We start from the raw sequence: 18,013 nt of genomic DNA, 5'->3' as shown, positions 1-18,013 counted from the left end.
GTTTCCGCCCGCGCCGCCGCCCGGCGCGAGCGTCCATGCATAGCCATACGAGGAAATCCGCATGTCCATCACCACGCTGGGACGCTCCTATCTCGCCCATGCGGCGGCCTTCGCGCCGGCCATCTGCTTTCTGATGTGGGGGCGTTTTGGTCCCGGCGCCGCCGGCATCCGCTGGCAGGATGCCTATCTGGCCGGCGGCGCCCTGGCGCTGCCGCATATGATCTGGCTGTTGAAACGGCGGGCCGGCAGCTGGATTGCCTTAGGCATTGATCTCTACTTGGCGATCGGCGCGCTGCTGGCGCTGGCTTCGGCCGACGCCGTCGATCTGTGGGGGCGCGGCTTCGGCGCCGCGCCGGCGCTGGCCTCGGTGTTTGCCATCGGCCTCGCCGCTACGCTGTTCTCTTCGCAGGGTTTTATCGGGGAGCCGCACCCTGACCGGGAGCGGGTGCGCCGCGTATCGGCGCAGCTGTTGCTGGCGGCCGGCATCGCCGTCGCCGTCGCGCTTTGGCTTCGCCACAGCCCGATGCTGGGAGGCGTGGCGCCCATGCTGGCTGTGCTGCTGATCCGCGGCCGGCTGGCGCGGCAATTGGCCTTGGCGGGCGAAGCGCGATGAATGCCGCCCTGCTCGGCCCCGCCGCCGGCCTGGAGGCTTTCCTGGCCGATGCCGCCAAGCTGCTGCCGCCAGGCGCCCTGCTGCGCGGCGAGGCTTGCCAACCATACGAGGCGGACGCCTCCAGCTGCCGCGGCCAGGCAGCCGCCGTGCTGCTGCCGGACGATACCGCAACGGTCAGCGCGTTGATGCGCGCCGCGGTGCGCTACCACATTCGGCTGGTGCCCCAAGGCAATCGCACGGGCCTGGTCGGCGGCGCGGTGCCGGACGGCTCCGGCCGCCAAGTAGTGTTGTCCCTGGCGAGAATGCGCCGTCTGCGCGCCTTCGACCCGCTCAATCGCAGCGCAGTGGCAGAAGCCGGCATGGCCTTGTCCGAGCTGAACCGAGTGTTGGAGCCGCATGGCCTGTGGCTGCCGATAGACGTGGGCAGCGACCCGGCCATCGGCGGCCTGATCGGCGCGAACACCGGCGGCAGCCGGCTGCTGCGCCACGGCGACGTCCGCCGCAATCTGCTGGGCCTGGAGATCGTGCTGGCCGACGAACAGGGCAGCGTGCTGGACCTGCTCGCGCCGCTGCGCAAGCACAATGCCGGAATCGATCTGAAACAATTGTTTGTCGGCAGCGGCGGCGCGCTAGGCGTGGTCACCGCGGCAGCCTGGGACTTGAAACGATGCGACGCCTCCGTGCTGACGCTGCTCGCGGCGCTGCCCAGCCGGGCGGCGGCGCTGGATGTTCTGGACGCCTGCGAGCAGCGCTTCGGCGAGATGCTGTCCGCTTTCGAGGTGATGGGCGAATCGGCGTTGATGGCCACGCTGCGCCACTTCCCAGCCTTGCGCCACCCCTTGGCCGAGTCCGCGGCCGGCTGCTACGCGCTGGTGGAAATCGCCAGCGCGATGCCGGGCCTGGACAGCATGTTGCAGGAGCAGGCTGAAACCTTGCTGGCCACGCTGCTGCAGCGCGGCCAGCTGATCGACGCCGCCTTCGGCCGGCCGGACAGCTTATGGGCTTTGCGCGACAGTCTGCCGCTGGCCTTGGCGGCGGAAGGCCTGCCGCTGTCGTTCGATGTCGGCCTGCCGCGCTCCCGCCTGCCCGCCTTCCATGCCGCCGCCGAGCGCTGGCTGGCCGATGAACACCCGGCGCTGCGCTTGTACGACTTCGGCCACTTCGGAGATGGCGGCTGCCACCTGATCGTTTTGCTGCCCAGAGCATGCGCCGCAGACTATAACCCAGCGCGGCTGGCCATGCTGAAAAGCGCGCTGTACCGGCTGGTGGCGGATCACGGCGGCGCGTTCAGCGCCGAGCATGGCGTCGGTCCGCTCAATGCGGCTTTTTACCGCAAACACGCGACAGAGGTTGCGCAAGGCCTCGCCGCAGGACTGCAACGGCTATTAGACCCGGCAGCGGCGCTGGGACGCCACCGCTACGACTAAGCGTCGCCGTCAAACCTCGCAAGCCCAAACGACTGACCACCGCCCTCCACCAAGACAAGGTGCCATATGAACGTGACTGAACGCCTCAACGCCCCGGCCTCGCATCAAAACACCGATGATGGGAAACAGATGTACGACTTCGTCAAGGCGCGCGAATCCTCCGCCCGCACCTACGCCAACGCCATCGATACGGTCATCGAGCGGGGCCACCTGGCCCAGGTCTTTGACGCCGCGGGCCGCGAATACCTGGACTGCCTGTCCTGCGCCGGCACGCTGGCCACTGGCCACAACCATCCGCAGGTGCAACAGAAAGTGATCGAATTCCTGCAGTCCGGCCATGTGGCCCAGGCGCTAGACATCACCACGCCGACCAAATACCGCTTCCTGCAAAAATTGCTGGAATGCCTGCCGCCTGACTTCGCCCGCCACGTCCGCTTCCAGAGCTGCGGCCCCAGCGGCGCGGACGCGGTGGAGGCTGCGCTGAAGCTGTTCAAAACCGCTACTGGCCGCCGCACGGTGCTGGCCTTCCACGGCGCTTATCACGGCATGACCGCCGGCGCCTTGGCGCTTACCGGCAACCTCACCGCCAAGCGGCATGTCGCCTCCCTGATGCCGGATGTGCACTTCCTGCCCTATCCCTACGCCTACCGCTGCCCATTCGGCGTCGGCGGCGAGCGCGCCGAAGACATCTCGCTGGCCTATATCGAGCGGATGCTGAGCGATCCGGAAAGCGGCATCACCCAGCCAGCGGCGATGATCGTCGAGGCGATCCAGGGCGAAGGTGGCGTGATTCCGGCCTCCGCGCGCTGGCTGCGCGGTCTGCGCGATATCACCGCGCGGCTGGACATCCCCTTGATCATCGACGAAATCCAGACCGGATTCGGCCGCACCGGCGACATGTTCGCCTTTGAGCACGCAGGCATCGAGCCGGACGCGATCGTGATTTCCAAGGCGGTGGGCGGCGGCTATCCGCTATCCCTGCTGCTGTACCACGAGAAATATGACGCTTGGCAGCCGGGCGCCCACGCCGGCACCTTCCGCGGCAATCAGATCGCCATGGTGGCCGGCGCCGCCGCGCTGGAAGTGATCCAATCCGAACAGCTGGTGGCCCGCGCCCGCGCTCATGGCGAAAAGCTGGGCGCGGCGCTGCGCGGGCTGGCGGAACGTCAACCGGTGATAGGCGACGTGCGCGGCCGCGGCCTGATGTGGGGCGTGGAAATCGTCCGCCCGGCCGCGGCCGCAGATGCGCTGGGCAGCCGCCCGGCTGACGGCGGGCTGGCGCGCGCCATCAAGAAACGCTGCCTGGCCAACGGCCTGATCATCGAAACCGGCGGCCGCCATTCCGCCGTGCTGCGGCTGCTGCCTCCGCTGGTGATCACGGAAGCCCAACTGGACGAGGCGATGGACAAGCTGGAGCGCTCCATCCGCGAGGCGCTGCAGTCATGATGGAGATTCGTGGAGAAATGCTGATAGGACGGGCCTCGGTATATGGCCAGTCTGGCACGCTGCGCGCCATCGACCCCGCCAGCGGGGAAAAACTGGAGCCGGCGTTCGGCTGCGGCGGGGACCCGGAAGTGGAGCGGGCCTGCCGGCTCGCGCGCGAAGCCGCTACAACATTCCGCGCCAGCTCCGGAGAAACCCGGGCGCGGCTGCTGGAGGCCATCGCAGCCGGACTGCAGGCGCAGGGCGGCGCGCTGCAGGAACGCGCCGCCCGCGAAACCGGATTGTCTCCGGCGCGCCTCATCATGGAGCGCGGCCGCGCCGCCGGCCAACTGCGCCAGTTCGCCCTGGCCGCCCGGCAAGGACTGGACGCCGGTCCGCGCCTGGAGCCGGGCCAGCCCGGCCGCTTGCCGCCCAAGCCAGACTTGCGCGCGCGCCGCGTCGCCATCGGCCCGGTAGCCGTGTTCGGCGCCAGCAATTTCCCGCTGGCGTTCTCGGTGGCCGGCGGCGATACCGCCGCCGCGCTGGCCGCAGGATGCCCTGTGGTGGCAAAAGCCCATCCGGCGCACCCTGGCGTTTCCGAGCTGACCGGCCGCATCATTCAGCAAGCGGTTGCCGAGTGCGGTCTGCCTGAAGGCGTGTTCTCGCTGCTGATCGGGGATGGCAACGACATCGGCCTGCAACTGGTCGCGCACCCGGCCATAGAAGCCGTAGCCTTCACCGGATCGCGCGCTGGCGGATTGGCGCTGCTGCGCGCCGCCGCCCATCGCCCCAAACCCATACCCGTTTTCGCAGAGATGGGCAGCATCAACCCTGTGCTGCTCTTGCCGCATGCCTTGGCGGACCGCGCGGAGGATATGGCCGCTGGCTGGGTGGACGCTGTGGCCTTGAACGCAGGCCAGTTCTGCACCCGTCCATCGCTGCTGCTGGCGCTGAAGGGCGAATCCCTGATGCGGTTTCAACATTCCGCCGCGGTGAAAGCGGCGTCCAAGCCAGCCGAAACCATGCTGACGCCGGGCATACACCGCAATTACCACAACGCTTTGCAGCGGCTGCGCAACATCCCCGGCGTCGCAGAGCTGGCTACAGGCCAGCCCAATCCAGGACCGCACGCAGCGCAGCTGACGCTGTTCGAGACCGATGGCGCGACCTTTCTCGCCGCGCCCGAACTAGCCGAAGAGGTGTTCGGTCCCTGCGGATTGATCGTCGCCTGCCGCGATTTGGCAGAACTATTTGCCATCGTGGCCAGCCTGGACGGCCAGCTCACCGCCACGCTGCAACTTGATGAGGCCGATCTGCCGCTGGCGCGAGAACTGCTGCCGCTGCTGGAGGCCCGCGCAGGCCGCATCCTCGCCAACAGCTTTCCAAACTGGGTGGAAGTCTCACCCGCCATGGTGCATGGCGGACCATTCCCGGCGTGCACCGATAGTCGAAGCACTTCCGTTGGCATCGGCGCGATGGCACGCTTCTTACGGCCCGTGTGCTACCAGAACATGCCCGCTCCGCTGCTTCCGCCGGCGCTGCAAGATGCACGATTCGGGATGGGGTAGACATGGTCGATCAAGAGCGCATTTGTCGCTGGCAGAACAGATCACGCTACGATGTGGATTGCTAATGTTGACGCCCTCAGGCATAAGCATCCAGCCTGGCGGACGGCGTAAGCGGCATGGCCGGCTGGGCGGCGGGATTCTGCTTGCGCCAGGCCTGGTAGTCTTTCCAGGCCGATTCCAGACGGGCGCTGGCTCCGGGGTTGCCCTGCAGCGGCGTCAAGGCCACGCCCATGCGCCGCAGCACGCGGAGAATGCCTTCCGCTTGGTCTTTGCTGCTGAACTCCGGCGCTGCATCGTCGGGGCGATTGACAGGCTTTTGCTCCGTCTGGGCCCATCGCTGGAAGGCGGCCAAATCTTCGGCCTGGCGCAGCCCGTCTCCGCTGATGGCTTGCACCCGGTCATCCATCTGCAACTGCTGGTGCAATTGGCTCATGCGGCCGATCAGCGTCAAGGCTTGCTTGTCGTTGGCGCTGCGGTTCATTTGGCGCGCCAGGGCCTGCGGGTTGTTCACCTCCGGGTCGCGCGACTCGATGGACTCTTGCACCTGCTGCGAGGCATCCGCCAGGTCATCGCGAAAATACCTGGCAGGGCTTCCCTCGCCGCTGCGGATAAACGGCGTCAGCGCATCCGCATCATCCTGGCTGATCACCCCGTAATCGCGCAACAAAGCCGCGTACTGCTTGAGCTGTTGGGCGGAAACCTTGTTGAAATCCACGCTCTTTATCAACTGCAGCATGGCGATAGGCATGCCGTACTGCGCTTGGGCCAATAAATTGGCCTTGTCTTGGCGCGCGTCCTGCGCGCGCGCCTGGACGTCCTCCTGCGGCAACGGCGCGGCGGGCTGCGCGTTGGCCGTTTGGGCCGACGCATCGTCGGGCTTGTCTATTTGCAATTCGATGGCCAGCGTCTCGCCGGGATGCTGCTCGCGCCATTTGTGGTAGCCGTCGCGCGCCCGCGCCAGCGTGGCGGATGGCGTCAGGTCCTCATGCGACGGATTGACGGCTATGCCCAAGCTATCCATCACCTCGGCGATGGAAAAATAGGTGTCCTTGCTGGCGGGCGGCAAAGGCAGGCCCTGTTGCTGGTTTCGATCGGCGCTGGCCATCCAGCGATCCAGCCGCATCAGATTGGCGGCCTGGCGGGCGCCGCCCTCCGCGGCGGTTTCCACGCGCTCATCCTTTTGCAGCGCGTCATGCAAGCTGGCCAACTGCTTGAACAGGCTCAGCAGCTTTTCCTGATAACGCAGCGAAGAATCGACAAAGCGCGGGAGCTGCTTGCCGGACTTGACGGCAGCCACCACGGCATCGCGGGCGTCGTCATACATTTGTAGCGCGTTGCGTTCCGCGCCGGTTTTCCAGCCGTTGGCGTCGATATTGCCGCGTATGTCGGCCGCCAGTTCCGGATCGATATCATGATTGACCGCCAGCACGTCCACCAGGTCATACAAGTCGCGCCCGGAGATGTTGCGCACATCGTAGGCCTTGAGCAGCTGCAGGCTTTGCCGGCTCATGCCGAAGCGGGATTCGGGCGAGCCCACTGGCACGCCCTGGCTGTCAAGCAAGGGCGGCGTGTCGGCGCGGGGAGCATGTGTGTCGGCCAGCTTAGGGGAGAAAGAGATGGCGCGCAGCCGGCCCAGACCGTTTTGCGCGCCAAAGAGTGCGGTTAGGTTCATCACGGTTTTCTTTTGTCATGATGAACCATATCGGCCATTTCATTGGAATATTGAGCATGGCGCCGCAAGCTGCGCGGCCGTACAGAAAAGACCAGCACACCTCCGGCGCCATGCCTGCCGTTCAGCATCAGCGCAGGCGGATTTCCGCTACGTTGTCGCCCGGTCCGCTGCCATCCTCGCCAAACGAATCCGGATCGAACCCCACTTCCACGAAGCCCAGCTTCTGGTAGAAAGCGCGCAAATCGGGCTTGTCCGAGTGGTAACAGATGGTGATGCGCTCGGCGCGGGGAAAGTCGTCCGGCAAACGCTCGATCAGCTGGCGCAGCGCGCGCGTGCCTACGCCCTGGCCTTGGTAGCGTTTGTCCACCATGAAGCGGTAGATCGCCAGTTCCTGCGGATCCGCCAGTTGCGGCAGCACGGCGTGCATGATGAAGCCGACCGGCTCCTCCCCAAGGTAAATGCCGTAGCCGATGAAGTTGTCGTAATACGCCATCTGGGCCACGGAGTAGGCATTGCTTGCCAGATTGCCCTCTTGCTCCGGGTGAAGTTCCAGATCCATGATGTCTTCAAAGTTGTCTTCATTGACGGGCTGGAAACGGATGTCGTGTTGCATCTTGGTCTTCTCTGTATTGTTTAAAGAACGAATGGGAGCCACCTTGCATGGCTACCGGGCTTCGATGGACCCTTGTGCCGCAAAAGAGTTCACGGTGCCGCCGCGCAAGCCATCCAGGCATCCAAGCGGCAAGATATAATCGCCCTACCCGCCCAGGCGACATGCCAGGCATCACGCCGGAGATTTCCTCATGACATCCTTGCCGCGCCTCATCGTTCCCACCCTGCTGTCCCTGTTCATGGCCGTCCAAGTCCAAGCCGCCAGCCCGCAAGCCATAGACGGCACCGCCAGCGGCAAGGTGCAACAGGTGGGCTTTCGCGCCATGATCCTGAAGCAGGCGATCCAGTACAATCTGGCCGGAACCGCGCGCAATACGGAAGAGCAGACCGTGCAGTTCAGCCTGCAAGGCAAGGACAAGCGGGTTCAGGACGCCCTGGCGCGCATTCGACGCGGCACGGACAAATCGGCTGACGTGAAGATCTCCACTCGGGATGGGACATTCGATCCGGCGCTGCGCACCTTTACCGTGACGGGCTGGACCTCTACCAGCCGGCATATCGCCAAGCCGTACAATCTTGTCTTCACGCTGCGCCAGGACGACAAGAAAATCTCCAAGAAAGAGGCGAAACAGGAATACTGCGCCATTCTCAAACACACGCTGGACCCGGACGACTGGAAAAAAGCGGAACCTGGCTGCCAAGCTCGCTAAGCGTCGGCGCAGCAGGAAAGAAACCCGGTGAAACCCACTTATCGCAAAATGCTGTATGGCGCCGCCCTGCTGGCGCTGATCTGGATAGGCTGGCAGGTGGCGCAGCGGCTGGTGATCCTTCAGCCCTCGCGCCAGGTCAGCGTCAATCCCAAGGACTTTGGCGTGCCGTATGCCGAAGAGTGGCTGGACGCGCCGGCCGGCGGCGGCACGCGGGCCGGCCGCGTCCATGTATGGTGGTTGCCGGCGGACAAGCCCAAGGCGCCGGCCGTACTGTATCTGCACGGCAATGAAAGCACCCTGTCCACCGATATCGGGCTGATGCTCAGCCTGCGCCGGGCCGGTTTCGCCGTGATGGCCATAGACTATCGCGGCTATGGCCAGAGCGCGCTGCGCCTGCCCAGCGAAACCTCGGTCTATACCGATGCGCGGCTGGCTTGGACGCGCTTTCTGGAACTGACGCCGCAGGCGACTCGGCGTTTGCTGTACGGCCACTCCATGGGCAGCGCCGTCGCCATCGACCTGGCCGGCCATGCGCCGCGCCTGGATGGGCTGGTGGTCGACGGCGCTTTCACCTCGGCCGCGGACGTAGGGCTCGCCTGGACAGCCGATTGGCTGCCGCTTCCCAAGCTGCTGCGGCAGAAATTCCTGTCCAAGGAAAAGATAGAAGATTTGAAAATGCCGCAGCTGTTCATCCATTGCACGGCCGATGAGGTCATTCCGGTGGAGCTGGGCCAGCGCCTGTACGGCTTGAGCACCGCGCCCAAACAGCAGTTACTGATCGAGGGCGGCGATCACGACCATTGCTACCAGGCCGCGCCGGAACGCTGGCGGCATGCGCTCCGCCAAATGGCCGGCCTGACGTAGCCTGCCATTTGAGGGCAGCGCGTTCTGGCCTCAGCCGCAGGCTTATTTCAGCGCCAGCTTGGAATACGCGATGGGCTTGCTGGCGCCGGTTTGCAGAATGTGGCTGATATCCTGCTGATCATTCGGGCGGTAGAAATAGAAGCAGTCCTCGCCATCCGGCGTTTGTTTGTACATCAACTGGATGCCCACGCCGTTCAGCAGGATGCTGGACTCCAGCAATACTTTTCGCGCATCGTCCACATTGTCGCACTTGAAAAACGTATCCACGCGCTTGCTCAGTTCCAGCAGCACATGGGTGAAATCGCGGTTGTCGCCATACTGGCGGAAATCCGATGTCGAGGCATGGATCGCTTTGCCGCCGGAAACGGCCAGATCGACGATGGGCTCGCGCAAATCCCACAAGATGCCGTCATAGCCCTGAAAGTCATTGCCCTCCACCAGTGCGCGCAAATTATCCATCGCCAAGGCGTGATAACCCGCCTTCGGGTCTTTCAAGGAAAAATCCGGATTCATATTGTCCTTGCCGAACAAGTCCGCCGTCTTGATGCCGGGCGCGATGTTCACGCCGCCCATGCCTCGTTCCGCCGCCTGGTGTTTTAGTTCTTTCAGCGCCTCGTGCTTGAACGAGCAAAACACGATGTTGTCCAGAGGCGTGGCCTGCGCCGCATCCTGCAACAGATTCAGCAGCTCATTGACCGCCGTTTCGTCTTTCAGCTCGATGTTCAGGATGATGGGGTTCTTGCCGTATTGCGTCAGCGTCTGGTTGGCGTCGTTCACCAGCGTCATCACCTCGGCCAAGGTGGGCATGGTTTCGCCATTGCGCCCAATCGGGATGGCTTTCAGCTCTTCCACGCTTTTTTGGCCGACCAGATAGGACGCCTTGCTTTCCCCATCGGGCAGCGTCGCGCCGCTGCGGTCGGCCTGAAACGCATTGCGCCAGATCTCATCGTCGTGCGTCACCATCACCTGGCCATCGCGCGACTTGAAAATATCGATTTCGATCGCGTCCGCGCCCTGCAAGATGGCCGCCTTGATTGCCTCCAGGCTGTTTTCCGGCAAATAGCGCTCCGGAAACGTGGAGCCGAACACGCTGGTGGGGCCGGTTCCGCGATGGGCGGTCAACAACAAATGGTGACCGGTGCGTTCCTTGAGCATTTCGCTGTAGCCGCGCGATTGCAGCATGGTTTGCTTGTCGCTTTCATCCAGCTGCGTCAACGATGGCTTGTCTTGCCCGGTCGCGACGCCGCCGCTGTGGATCATGGATGTCGAATGGAGAGAAACGGGAAGGTTAAGCATATGGGGCGGTCCTTGCATGATATTGCGTGATTGCGGAGGGAGACTGCGGCGCCAAGCCATCCAGCCGCCATGGCAACGTATGGCATTTGGCTTTCCATTCATCTCCCGGCATGTCGATTGAGGCCGCATTCTCTGCCAGAGCGAAAACCGCCACTTTGGAAAAACGCCGGTAATTATCGGTTTCCGGCACCCGTCTGCCCGCCGCCCGCCGCGCAAGGCTGGCCGCCTCCGGCATGGAATTCGTTGATTCAGCAAAACTTTCGGATTTCTGCAGCCGCTCTCCCGGTTCAGGTCAACACCTGAGCCGCCCGCCCGCGCCTGCTTCATAGAATCGCCTCATGTTCCGCGGCATCCGCTCGGACAGACGCAATCGACATGCCATCGCCAGAAGGAGACCTTCCATGCTTGCATCCTTGCCCCTGAACCCTTCTCAGGCCCTGGCCCCAAGCGAAGGCCAGAGCCATCGCGCCGGCCACGTCGGCCCGCCTGACGGCTTCCGGCAGCTGTTCCCGGACGAACAGCTGCAAGCGGCGGAAACCCTGCGCCAAGCCATCGTCCATCACGGCGACAACAGCGCCGCCGCCCTGGAGGCCATGGCGGCGCTGCGCCAACTGGCCAGGCAGGAGCACCAGGCCCAGCTGCGCATCGACTACCACGCGGAATCGCAATGCTTCATTTGCCGGATAGGCGATCAGGCCATCAGCAGCCATGCCTTCGGCCCCACCCTGGCGCAATTGAATCTGCGCGAGACGCCGCTGTTGAAACCGCAAAACCTGAGCGCCTTCGCCCATCCGCTGGCGGCCGTCTGCCGGATGAAAACCGAAGCGCCGCCGCATCAGGCCGACGCGCTGGCATGCCAGCTCCAGCAGGATGAGGCGCACGGGCCGCAACTGGCCCTGTTTGCCGGCAATCAGCTCCTGCTGCGCCTGCCGATGCAAGATATCAGCGACGCCGACTGGCGAACCGCGCGCGCCGCGTTTGCCGACCTGCCCTCCGGCAAGCCGTCCGGCAGCCAGTCTGGGCCTGTGCTGGTGCCGGACCGCCTGCTGATCGAACAGCCCGCCGCCGCGCCATGGCAGGACATCCAGTTGGCGCCCTTGCTGCCGCCGCCGCTGGACATCGGCAAGCTGCCGCAAATGCAGCGTTACCCGTTCAACTGGCTGGGCCGCGCCAAGGACATGCTGGTAGGCGGCTCGCCGGACCCGACGTATAAAACGCTGGCGGACACCGCCTCCCGTTTGAATGCCGCGCTGAGCGCCCTGCCCGGCCTGTTCGCCCATGCGCAGGAGCGTTCCCGCTCGCTGGAGGCGTCTGCCGCGGAGATGCAGGACAGCGTCAAGCAAGCGGAAAACGCGCTATCTGAAGCGGCTGGCATGCTGGAAGCGCTGCGCCAAGAATGCGCGTCCCTCGACGGCCAGCCCGCAGGGCAAGAGGCGGTGCGAGAGCTGGCGGGCAGCGCGCGCCATATGGAAACGCAATTGGGCGAGCTACGCGCCCATCTGCAAACACTGAGTAAGGCGGAAGCGCCGGAGGGCGCGCGCGGCAAATGGCGCATGCGGATGGAAGCGGCGGCCAAGCAAATCGCGTCCCGATCCGCGCTATCCGGCAAGACCTTCAGCGCGCAGGACAAGCTCTGGCTGGCTCAGTTGCAAAACGCGCTTGGCGAGCGGCTGCCGGTCACCCCGCAAAGCTTGAGCGATGCGCTTGCCAAACTGATGCTGAACGGCGCGCCGCCGCCCAAGCTGGACACCGCGCTGCTTCTGCTGGACGCTTTTTATCCCGGCCTGAGCCAGGCCCGGCCAGACCCGGCGCCGCTGCCGCAGGCGGAAGGTTTTGTCATCGATCCCGGCAGCTACGCCCAACTCGGCGAGCAGCGCGCCAAGCTGCTGCAAACTCGGGATGACAAGCTGTGCTTCCTTCATCTGCTGAATGACGCTGGCAAAGCGGCCGCGCAGTCTCTGCGCAAGGAGCAAGAGGCGATCACGGCGTCCGGCGAATACAAAACCGCAGCCGCTCAGCGCAATATCCAGGTGACGGCGCTGGAACGGTTCTGCCTGATGCGCTGGCGCGATCCTGCCGCGTCTGCGCAAAAGCATGCGGAGAAGGCGCGCAGCGGGCTGGAAGCGTCCATCGACATCAGCGGGCTGGACGACCTGACCATGGTAGACGACAGCGAAACCACCCTGGATGGCGTATTGTTCCTGCTGGCGCGCAGCGGCGTCGCCACCGTCGGCCACGATGGTTTGCAGCTGAATCCCGAAGATTTTATCGCCGAAGACACCCAGGTCGACGCAGAAGCCTTGCAGGCTTATGCCACCTTGGACAGCGCGACGCGCGGCCAACTGCAAGCGGCGGCGCGGCAATGCCTGCAACTGCAACACCAGCTTGAGCATCAAGCCGCGCATCGCGCCCTGCCCCAACTGACTTTCAACGCTGCGGTCGAGCAACAAAAGCTGTTGCCGCAGTTCAAGGCGCATCCCGATGAGCATCTGGCGTTTTTCAAGCAGCGCGCTCAATTGCTGCAGGCCTATGAGGACAAGCTGGCGCAATTGGCTCAATTGCTAAGCGGCCTGCCCAAGGACGGCGACGCCAGCATTCCGGCGACGCTGGCCAAGGCGCTGGAGCATGTTCGCGCGGAAAGCCAAATGTTCGCGGCGGTACTGGACGCCGCCGCGCCCTTGGCGGATGTGGATAGGCTGCAGCGCGCCAGCCAGCTGCAAAAAAGCGAGTCGCCCAAATGGGAAAGCCGGCTGGCGGCGGAAACCCAGCCCTTTGCCGGGGAGCTGGCCGGCATCAATCTGAAAATTTATCAGCTGCGTAGCCAGGCCATCAAAGACACTATCCAGGCCACCGCCAACCTGAGCCGCTTGCGCGCCGATTTGCAGCAGAATCTGGATGAGGCGGCCAGCATCTTGCATTACGCCTATGACCCGCAAGGCGGCAAGCGCATTCAGGACATCATCCAGGAAAACCCGCAAGCGGCCGCGGCCATCAAATACCAGAACCTGCAGCAAAAGCTGGACAGCGCGCAGCGGGAAATCACCCACCGGAGCGCGCAGTTCCGGCTCGCCCTGCTCAGCTTGCAACAGGAGGAACGCCGCGCCAACAGCGCCGGAGGCGGCGGCTATCCCAAGGATGTGTACTGGAGCAGCTGGCTGGCCTCGATGATGGGCGACAGTGTGGCCAGCCTGGCGGGCGAGCAATTGGACAAACCACGCGATTTGCTGCTGCAGCATCAACTGGCGCTGACCGGAAAAAGCATGTCCGAGGCCAGGCAGGACATGCTCAACTGCCTGGCGAAGTTGCCAAGCGACCCCAAGCAAGCCTTGGAGGAACTGGGCTTTACCCCGCGCCAGCTGCTGGCCTGGGCCAGCGCCTATCCGCAAGAACTGGCCCATCTATCCAGCAACCTCAATCACGTCTATCACGCGCTGACCGCCACCGGTAAGGCGGCCTTCCTTGGCGACATGTTCAACACCGCCTGGCAGCGCGGAACGATGGACAGCGTGATGCAGGACGCCCTGTTCGGCAAGCGCGAGGCCTTGGTGGGCATAGAGGAAGGCCAGACCCTGCCGCCGGCGCTGATCGCCCTGCTCAGCATGGCTGACTGGGCGCCGTATGCCGTGGGCGGCGTCAAGGGCGTGCTGAGCCAGAATATCGGCGGCGTGCTGGCCGGCGGTGTCGGCGCGACTTTGCTAGGAACAGGCGTAGGCGCCGGCATCGCCACCGCCATGCTGCAGTTCATGGGCGGCGCCGCGCAAACCCAGGTGGAAAAAGGCATCGCTGACAAGGTGGCGGAACACCGGAATATCAACGTCGCAGTCAACGCGGTGCTAAACGGCATGGGATTGGGATCGGAAGCCAGCATCGGCGATCGCCTCAAGTCCATGGCCAGCTACGCGATGCAGCGCGAAGCCCTCCGCAACGCGGGCACCATTGGCCGCGACATCGCCCAGGCCGGCAAACTGGGGCCGATGGAGCGGGCGCTGAAGGAGGTATCGCTAACCTGGAAACATGCCAGCATCGGCCAAAAGGCGCTGCTGGTGGCGGCCGCGGTGGCGGCGCCGCTTGCAGCCGGCGCCCTGCTGGGGCTGCTGGCGGCGGGGCCCTTGGGCTGGGCGGCGGCCGGCATCATCGCGGCCTGCGCGATGGCGGCCTCAGCCGCGCTCGGCACGCATAGCCTGTGGTCAACGCTGACATCGTGGCTGATGCCTGGCCTTGACCGGGCCGTGCAGAAGGAGCTGAACGACGAGATTCTCGGCCAAGCCTTGCAAAAGGCGCGCGATACGCTCGCCCGCCGCGTCAAAGAACAGCAGGTGTCCATCATCCCGCGCCAGGATATTCAGCCGGAAGCGCTGCAGTCTCTGGCGCAGCAGGCGCTGGACGCCAAGCTCGCCCGCCTGGCGCAGGACCTGCAGGCCGAGCCTGGGTTCGCGGACTGCACGGAGGCGGAGATTGGCCTGCGATTCGACCAGGCCTTGCTTCATGCCGCGCCCGATGATGCGCCGGCGTTCAGGTTGGATGCCGATTCAGAAGCATTCCTCCAGGCCGGAGTGGACAAGGCCTTGGCGCTGCAGATACGCGAGAAGGTTGAACAATCCTTGAAAAACGCCGTGCGCTTCCAGCCGGCGGCGTCGATGTAAGCCGACAGCGGCGGCCTCGGCTGGAGCCGTCGCCGCCTCAGCCAGGCCAGGCCGGAGCGCGGCGGCTTGCCGTCAGCAGTTTATCCCATTTCGATCAGCCCCAGCCAACCCCCGCACCCCATCAGCACCAGCGAGAACGACCACATCGTCAGCAGCGAGTAGCGGATGTGCCGCCCCATATCCAGCCCGGCCAGGCCCAATCCCAACCACAGCGCGGGTGAAAACGGGCTGACAAAAGTGCCGATCACATTGCCGATCTGCAAGGCATAGACGGCGGTGGTGGCTTCCACGCCATAGGCGGAGACGATTTCCAGAATCACCGGCAAAAGGGCGAAATAATAGGCATCGGTGCTCAATACCAGATCCAGCGGCAAGCCGAATACACCTAAAATCAGGTGCAGATGCGGCGCCGCGCCGTCCGGCAGCACGCGCACCAGGTCTGCCGCAATGGCTTTGAGCATGCCGCTGCCGTTCAGCACGCCCAGAAAAGACCCGGCCCCCAGAATGATGGCGCCCATCAGCAGCGCGTTGGGGGCGTGGGCGCGGATGCGCTCAAGCTGCTCGTCCACGTTTGGATAATTGATCAACAGCGCCACGCCCAGGCCAATCATGAATACATAGCCCGACGGCAGGATGCCGGAAATCAGCGTGCCGATCACGGTCAGAAACAGCGCGACATTGATCATGAAACGCTGCGGCGCATGCGGCATATCGATGGCGCCCTCCTGCGGGTCCATGCCGCTGCCGGCCTGTACGCCTTGTTTGCGCAGCCGACGCGCCTCCAGCATGCCCAGCGCAAAAGCCAGCGACACCAGCAGCGCCGCGCCTATCAATTGCAGCGGGATCAGGGGCTGCCACAGCTTGGCAGGGTCCAAATCCGTCACCGCCGCCGCGCGGCCGAGCGGGCCGGCCCAGGGCATCATATTGAGAATGCCGGCGCCAAGCGCCAGCAACAGCATCATCAGGTAGGGATTCATGCCCAGGCGGCGGTAAAGCGGCAGCAAGGTGGGCACGGTCAACAGGAAGGTGGTCGCGCCCACCCCGTCCAGATGCGCCAGCATGCCCACTACGGCAGTGCAGACGGCCACGGCAACGGGATTGCCGCGCGACAGCCTCACCATGCCATTGACGATGGGGCGAAATACGCCGGTGTCCTGCATCACGCCAAAAAAAGTGATGGCGAAGATGAACATCGTCGCCACCTGGGCAACCGAGTTCAGCCCCGCGCCATAAAACTTGCCGATATCCGAAAAGCCAAAGCCCGCCAGCAAGGCGCCGAGAAACGGCACCAGCGTCAAGCAGACCACGGGGGCCAGTTTGCGGAAGATCAACAGCGATACAACGGTAATGATGATGGCCAGTCCTGCTAGGGTAAGCATGTTCTCCTCCAGAGGGGGCATCCCTGAGCCAAGGCACGCCGACGCAGACCGTACTCGTCGTACGGCAAGGAGGCGCAACTTAGGGGATTGATTAGCGGCGTGAAGGCTCTTCTTGTATCCGAGACGGCCTCATTGATCATGGGCGCCCTTCCCTCTGGCAGCCCATTCTGAAGCCTGAAACAACAAGACTACATGCGAAAAAAAGTCATTGTCCATAAGCGGATGGATTGCTTCTTGCCCACCAAGACGGCCAGTTTTCTTCATCATTTTTATCTGGAGAAAAGCGAAATTGTTTTTCTCTCTTCACCACGCATTTACCCCAATGGATAGATTTGTAAACAACATGCGCGTGCGCCAACGATGTCCGTCCGGCCCGCTGAGCGGGCATGGAAATCCAATTAGAACAAACGCACTAGATGCATGAATGGGGTTTCCGTCTACGCGCCGCCGCGGTTCGAATCCAGCAGGCTTGTAAACAAAAAAAACCTGTCGTCAAACACCTTAATGCCTATTTACTTGGCATCTCCTCTGGCTGGAATAGAATGGCGCCGCTCGTAAATGACCACTCAACGCCAATCAATAATGCCATTGGGTTTTCATTTTCCGTCTTATTTCAACGACACATCGCATCAAGCCCGGCTGCGCCGGGGGAAAGTCATGCCATGCCTAAAGTCTTTGCCTTATCCCTTGCATTGAGTCTTGCCGCGCCGTTTGCGCTGGCAGCCGGCGACAAATACTGCGCGGTTCAGATCAAGACCGTAGAACACCAAGTGGTCAAGAATGGCCACAAGGAAACGGTGAACAAGCAGGCTGAGGAGCATGACGCCGAGCATTTCCGCCGCATGCTGGAACGTTGCAGCGACAACGCCAGCCAATCCGTGCGCAATGTCTGGACGGCGGCGCTGGCGCAGGTGAATGGCAAGTTGAAAAAATAAGCGCAGGCCTGACCGAAAGACGGGTAACTGATCTTTGGGATTGGAGCGGCTGGAATTTTTTAACCTAAGTTTGGTGAGCATGACGCGGCCTTTCCCGCAATTCCCCATCCTTCAGGAGAATTCCATGACTCCCATCCCGACTCCGGTCAAAAACGTTCGCGTATTTCCTTATATCCCCGACTCGCCCATCATCGTGCCCCCGGTGTTTGTCAGCGGCGCCGGCACCTATGCCGTAGGCACCTTGGGGATGAACGTGTTCTACAACTTGGACCTGACCTCGGGCGAGGCGCAAAATAGCGGCGTGCACGCCGGGGTCAAATACTATGCGGTGGGCCTGGATCAGGAGGGCAAGGAATTCACCACCACTTGGTTGACTTGCACCAAAGGCGGCGCGCAGCCGCAGTTTGGCCGAACCACCCACTTCGGACCGTTTACTCCTGGCGCGGAACAGGAAGCCCACGCGGATATCATCTATAGCATCCACTTGTCCGATGTCGCGGTGAACGTCTTCATCCCGCCATGCGAGCCACTGTTCATCCCGCTGATCGAAAACGGCAAAGCCATCGCCACTTTTGCCGGCTTGCTGCCAAGCGGAACCTGGACGGTTTCCGTCACCGGCGGCGAACGCATCAATCCGCTGCAAGACGGTGCAACCGTCACCATCAGCGGCACTAATGTGGCTACCGATAAGCCATTCCACATTCCGGCCACCTTTGTCACCAAAGACGCCGGCGATCTGGCGGTGTTCGTTCAGCAGCAAGGCCCGCGCGAGCGCTAAGCCTGCCAATCAAGCGCTTTGCCTGCCGGCAGTCTGTTGCGAACAGCCTCTAGACTGCCGTCTTTTCACCAATCCTATCTTCTGGCTGCAAAAG

At 63.6% G+C, this 18,013-nt stretch carries 13 protein-coding genes; 9 read left to right on the top strand and 4 right to left on the bottom strand.

Annotation, left to right across the window (positions count from 1 at the left end; translation table 11 throughout):
* Window positions 1-61 precede the first annotated feature (61 nt).
* The 4 genes from QUG01_RS01440 (at window position 62) to QUG01_RS01425 (ending at window position 5,030) form a co-directional block, all read left to right on the top strand.
* Window positions 62-613, top strand: coding sequence for a hypothetical protein (locus QUG01_RS01440; RefSeq protein WP_500828559.1), 552 nt, complete (start codon window positions 62-64; stop codon window positions 611-613).
* Window positions 610-2,040, top strand: coding sequence for an FAD-binding oxidoreductase (locus QUG01_RS01435; protein ID WP_500828558.1), 1,431 nt, complete (start codon window positions 610-612; stop codon window positions 2,038-2,040). Before QUG01_RS01440 ends, QUG01_RS01435 begins: the two co-directional genes overlap by 4 nt.
* 66 nt (window positions 2,041-2,106) lie before the next feature.
* Entirely contained in the window at window positions 2,107-3,486 is a 1,380-nt protein-coding gene (locus QUG01_RS01430) for a diaminobutyrate--2-oxoglutarate transaminase family protein (RefSeq protein ID WP_500828557.1), read from the top strand.
* The gene (locus QUG01_RS01425; RefSeq protein ID WP_500828556.1) at window positions 3,483-5,030 is read left to right on the top strand and encodes an aldehyde dehydrogenase (NADP(+)); all 1,548 of its coding nucleotides are present in this window, start codon (window positions 3,483-3,485) and stop codon (window positions 5,028-5,030) included. The genes QUG01_RS01430 and QUG01_RS01425 overlap by 4 nt, the downstream gene beginning before the upstream one ends.
* Window positions 5,031-5,106: 76 nt before the next feature.
* Here the strand turns inward: QUG01_RS01425 and QUG01_RS01420 are convergent, their stop codons facing one another.
* Together QUG01_RS01420 and QUG01_RS01415 are read right to left on the bottom strand one after the other, a co-directional pair.
* A complete protein-coding gene (locus QUG01_RS01420; protein ID WP_500828555.1) occupies window positions 5,107-6,702 on the bottom strand; it encodes a hypothetical protein in 1,596 nt (531 codons plus the stop codon).
* 127 nt (window positions 6,703-6,829) lie between these two features.
* On the bottom strand, window positions 6,830-7,315 hold the full coding sequence (locus QUG01_RS01415; RefSeq protein ID WP_500828554.1) for a GNAT family N-acetyltransferase: 486 nt from the start codon (window positions 7,313-7,315) through the stop codon (window positions 6,830-6,832).
* A 190-nt stretch (window positions 7,316-7,505) separates the two neighbouring features.
* Here QUG01_RS01415 and QUG01_RS01410 point away from each other — a divergent pair, with 190 nt between their 5' ends.
* Together QUG01_RS01410 and QUG01_RS01405 are read left to right on the top strand one after the other, a co-directional pair.
* On the top strand, window positions 7,506-8,024 hold the full coding sequence (locus QUG01_RS01410; protein WP_500828553.1) for an acylphosphatase: 519 nt from the start codon (window positions 7,506-7,508) through the stop codon (window positions 8,022-8,024).
* A gap of 27 nt (window positions 8,025-8,051) precedes the next feature.
* Window positions 8,052-8,888: an alpha/beta hydrolase gene (locus QUG01_RS01405; protein ID WP_500828552.1), complete on the top strand. Its 837-nt coding sequence runs from the start codon at window positions 8,052-8,054 to the stop codon at window positions 8,886-8,888.
* A gap of 42 nt (window positions 8,889-8,930) precedes the next feature.
* On the opposite strand, the gene QUG01_RS01400 is transcribed toward QUG01_RS01405, so the two are convergent.
* Complete coding sequence (locus QUG01_RS01400; RefSeq protein ID WP_500828551.1) at window positions 8,931-10,148, bottom strand: glycerophosphodiester phosphodiesterase; 1,218 nt, start codon at window positions 10,146-10,148, stop codon at window positions 8,931-8,933.
* A 437-nt stretch (window positions 10,149-10,585) separates the two neighbouring features.
* Between QUG01_RS01400 and QUG01_RS01395 the strand changes: the two genes are divergently transcribed.
* A complete protein-coding gene (locus tag QUG01_RS01395) occupies window positions 10,586-14,827 on the top strand; it encodes a hypothetical protein (protein WP_500828550.1) in 4,242 nt (1,413 codons plus the stop codon).
* A gap of 80 nt (window positions 14,828-14,907) precedes the next feature.
* On the opposite strand, the gene QUG01_RS01390 is transcribed toward QUG01_RS01395, so the two are convergent.
* Window positions 14,908-16,206 (bottom strand): CitMHS family transporter, encoded by a 1,299-nt coding sequence (locus tag QUG01_RS01390; RefSeq protein ID WP_500828549.1) that lies wholly within the window; start codon window positions 16,204-16,206, stop codon window positions 14,908-14,910.
* 416 nt (window positions 16,207-16,622) lie between these two features.
* On the opposite strand from QUG01_RS01390, the gene QUG01_RS01385 reads away from it, so the two are divergent.
* Both QUG01_RS01385 and QUG01_RS01380 read left to right on the top strand, forming a co-directional pair.
* A complete protein-coding gene (locus QUG01_RS01385) occupies window positions 16,623-17,141 on the top strand; it encodes a hypothetical protein (protein WP_500828548.1) in 519 nt (172 codons plus the stop codon).
* Window positions 17,142-17,265: 124 nt separating this feature from the next.
* Window positions 17,266-17,919, top strand: coding sequence for a hypothetical protein (locus QUG01_RS01380; protein WP_500828547.1), 654 nt, complete (start codon window positions 17,266-17,268; stop codon window positions 17,917-17,919).
* Window positions 17,920-18,013 lie beyond the last annotated feature (94 nt).

This window comes from Chromobacterium sp. CCUG 76385 (assembly GCF_059916625.1).
The sequence above is the reverse complement of the archived record's forward strand: the minus strand, read 5'-3'. Positions and strand labels throughout refer to the sequence as shown.

Coding starts and splice junctions, on each gene's coding strand:
- QUG01_RS01390 (WP_500828549.1), bottom strand. CDS start 16,206: ATGCTTACCCTAGCAGGACTGGCCATCATCATTACCGTTGTATCGCTG.
- QUG01_RS01380 (WP_500828547.1), top strand. CDS start 17,266: ATGACTCCCATCCCGACTCCGGTCAAAAACGTTCGCGTATTTCCTTAT.
- QUG01_RS01400 (WP_500828551.1), bottom strand. CDS start 10,148: ATGATCCACAGCGGCGGCGTCGCGACCGGGCAAGACAAGCCATCGTTG.
- QUG01_RS01410 (WP_500828553.1), top strand. CDS start 7,506: ATGACATCCTTGCCGCGCCTCATCGTTCCCACCCTGCTGTCCCTGTTC.
- QUG01_RS01440 (WP_500828559.1), top strand. CDS start 62: ATGTCCATCACCACGCTGGGACGCTCCTATCTCGCCCATGCGGCGGCC.
- QUG01_RS01395 (WP_500828550.1), top strand. CDS start 10,586: ATGCTTGCATCCTTGCCCCTGAACCCTTCTCAGGCCCTGGCCCCAAGC.
- QUG01_RS01435 (WP_500828558.1), top strand. CDS start 610: ATGAATGCCGCCCTGCTCGGCCCCGCCGCCGGCCTGGAGGCTTTCCTG.
- QUG01_RS01425 (WP_500828556.1), top strand. CDS start 3,483: ATGATGGAGATTCGTGGAGAAATGCTGATAGGACGGGCCTCGGTATAT.
- QUG01_RS01385 (WP_500828548.1), top strand. CDS start 16,623: ATGCATGAATGGGGTTTCCGTCTACGCGCCGCCGCGGTTCGAATCCAG.
- QUG01_RS01415 (WP_500828554.1), bottom strand. CDS start 7,315: ATGCAACACGACATCCGTTTCCAGCCCGTCAATGAAGACAACTTTGAA.
- QUG01_RS01430 (WP_500828557.1), top strand. CDS start 2,107: ATGAACGTGACTGAACGCCTCAACGCCCCGGCCTCGCATCAAAACACC.
- QUG01_RS01420 (WP_500828555.1), bottom strand. CDS start 6,702: ATGAACCTAACCGCACTCTTTGGCGCGCAAAACGGTCTGGGCCGGCTG.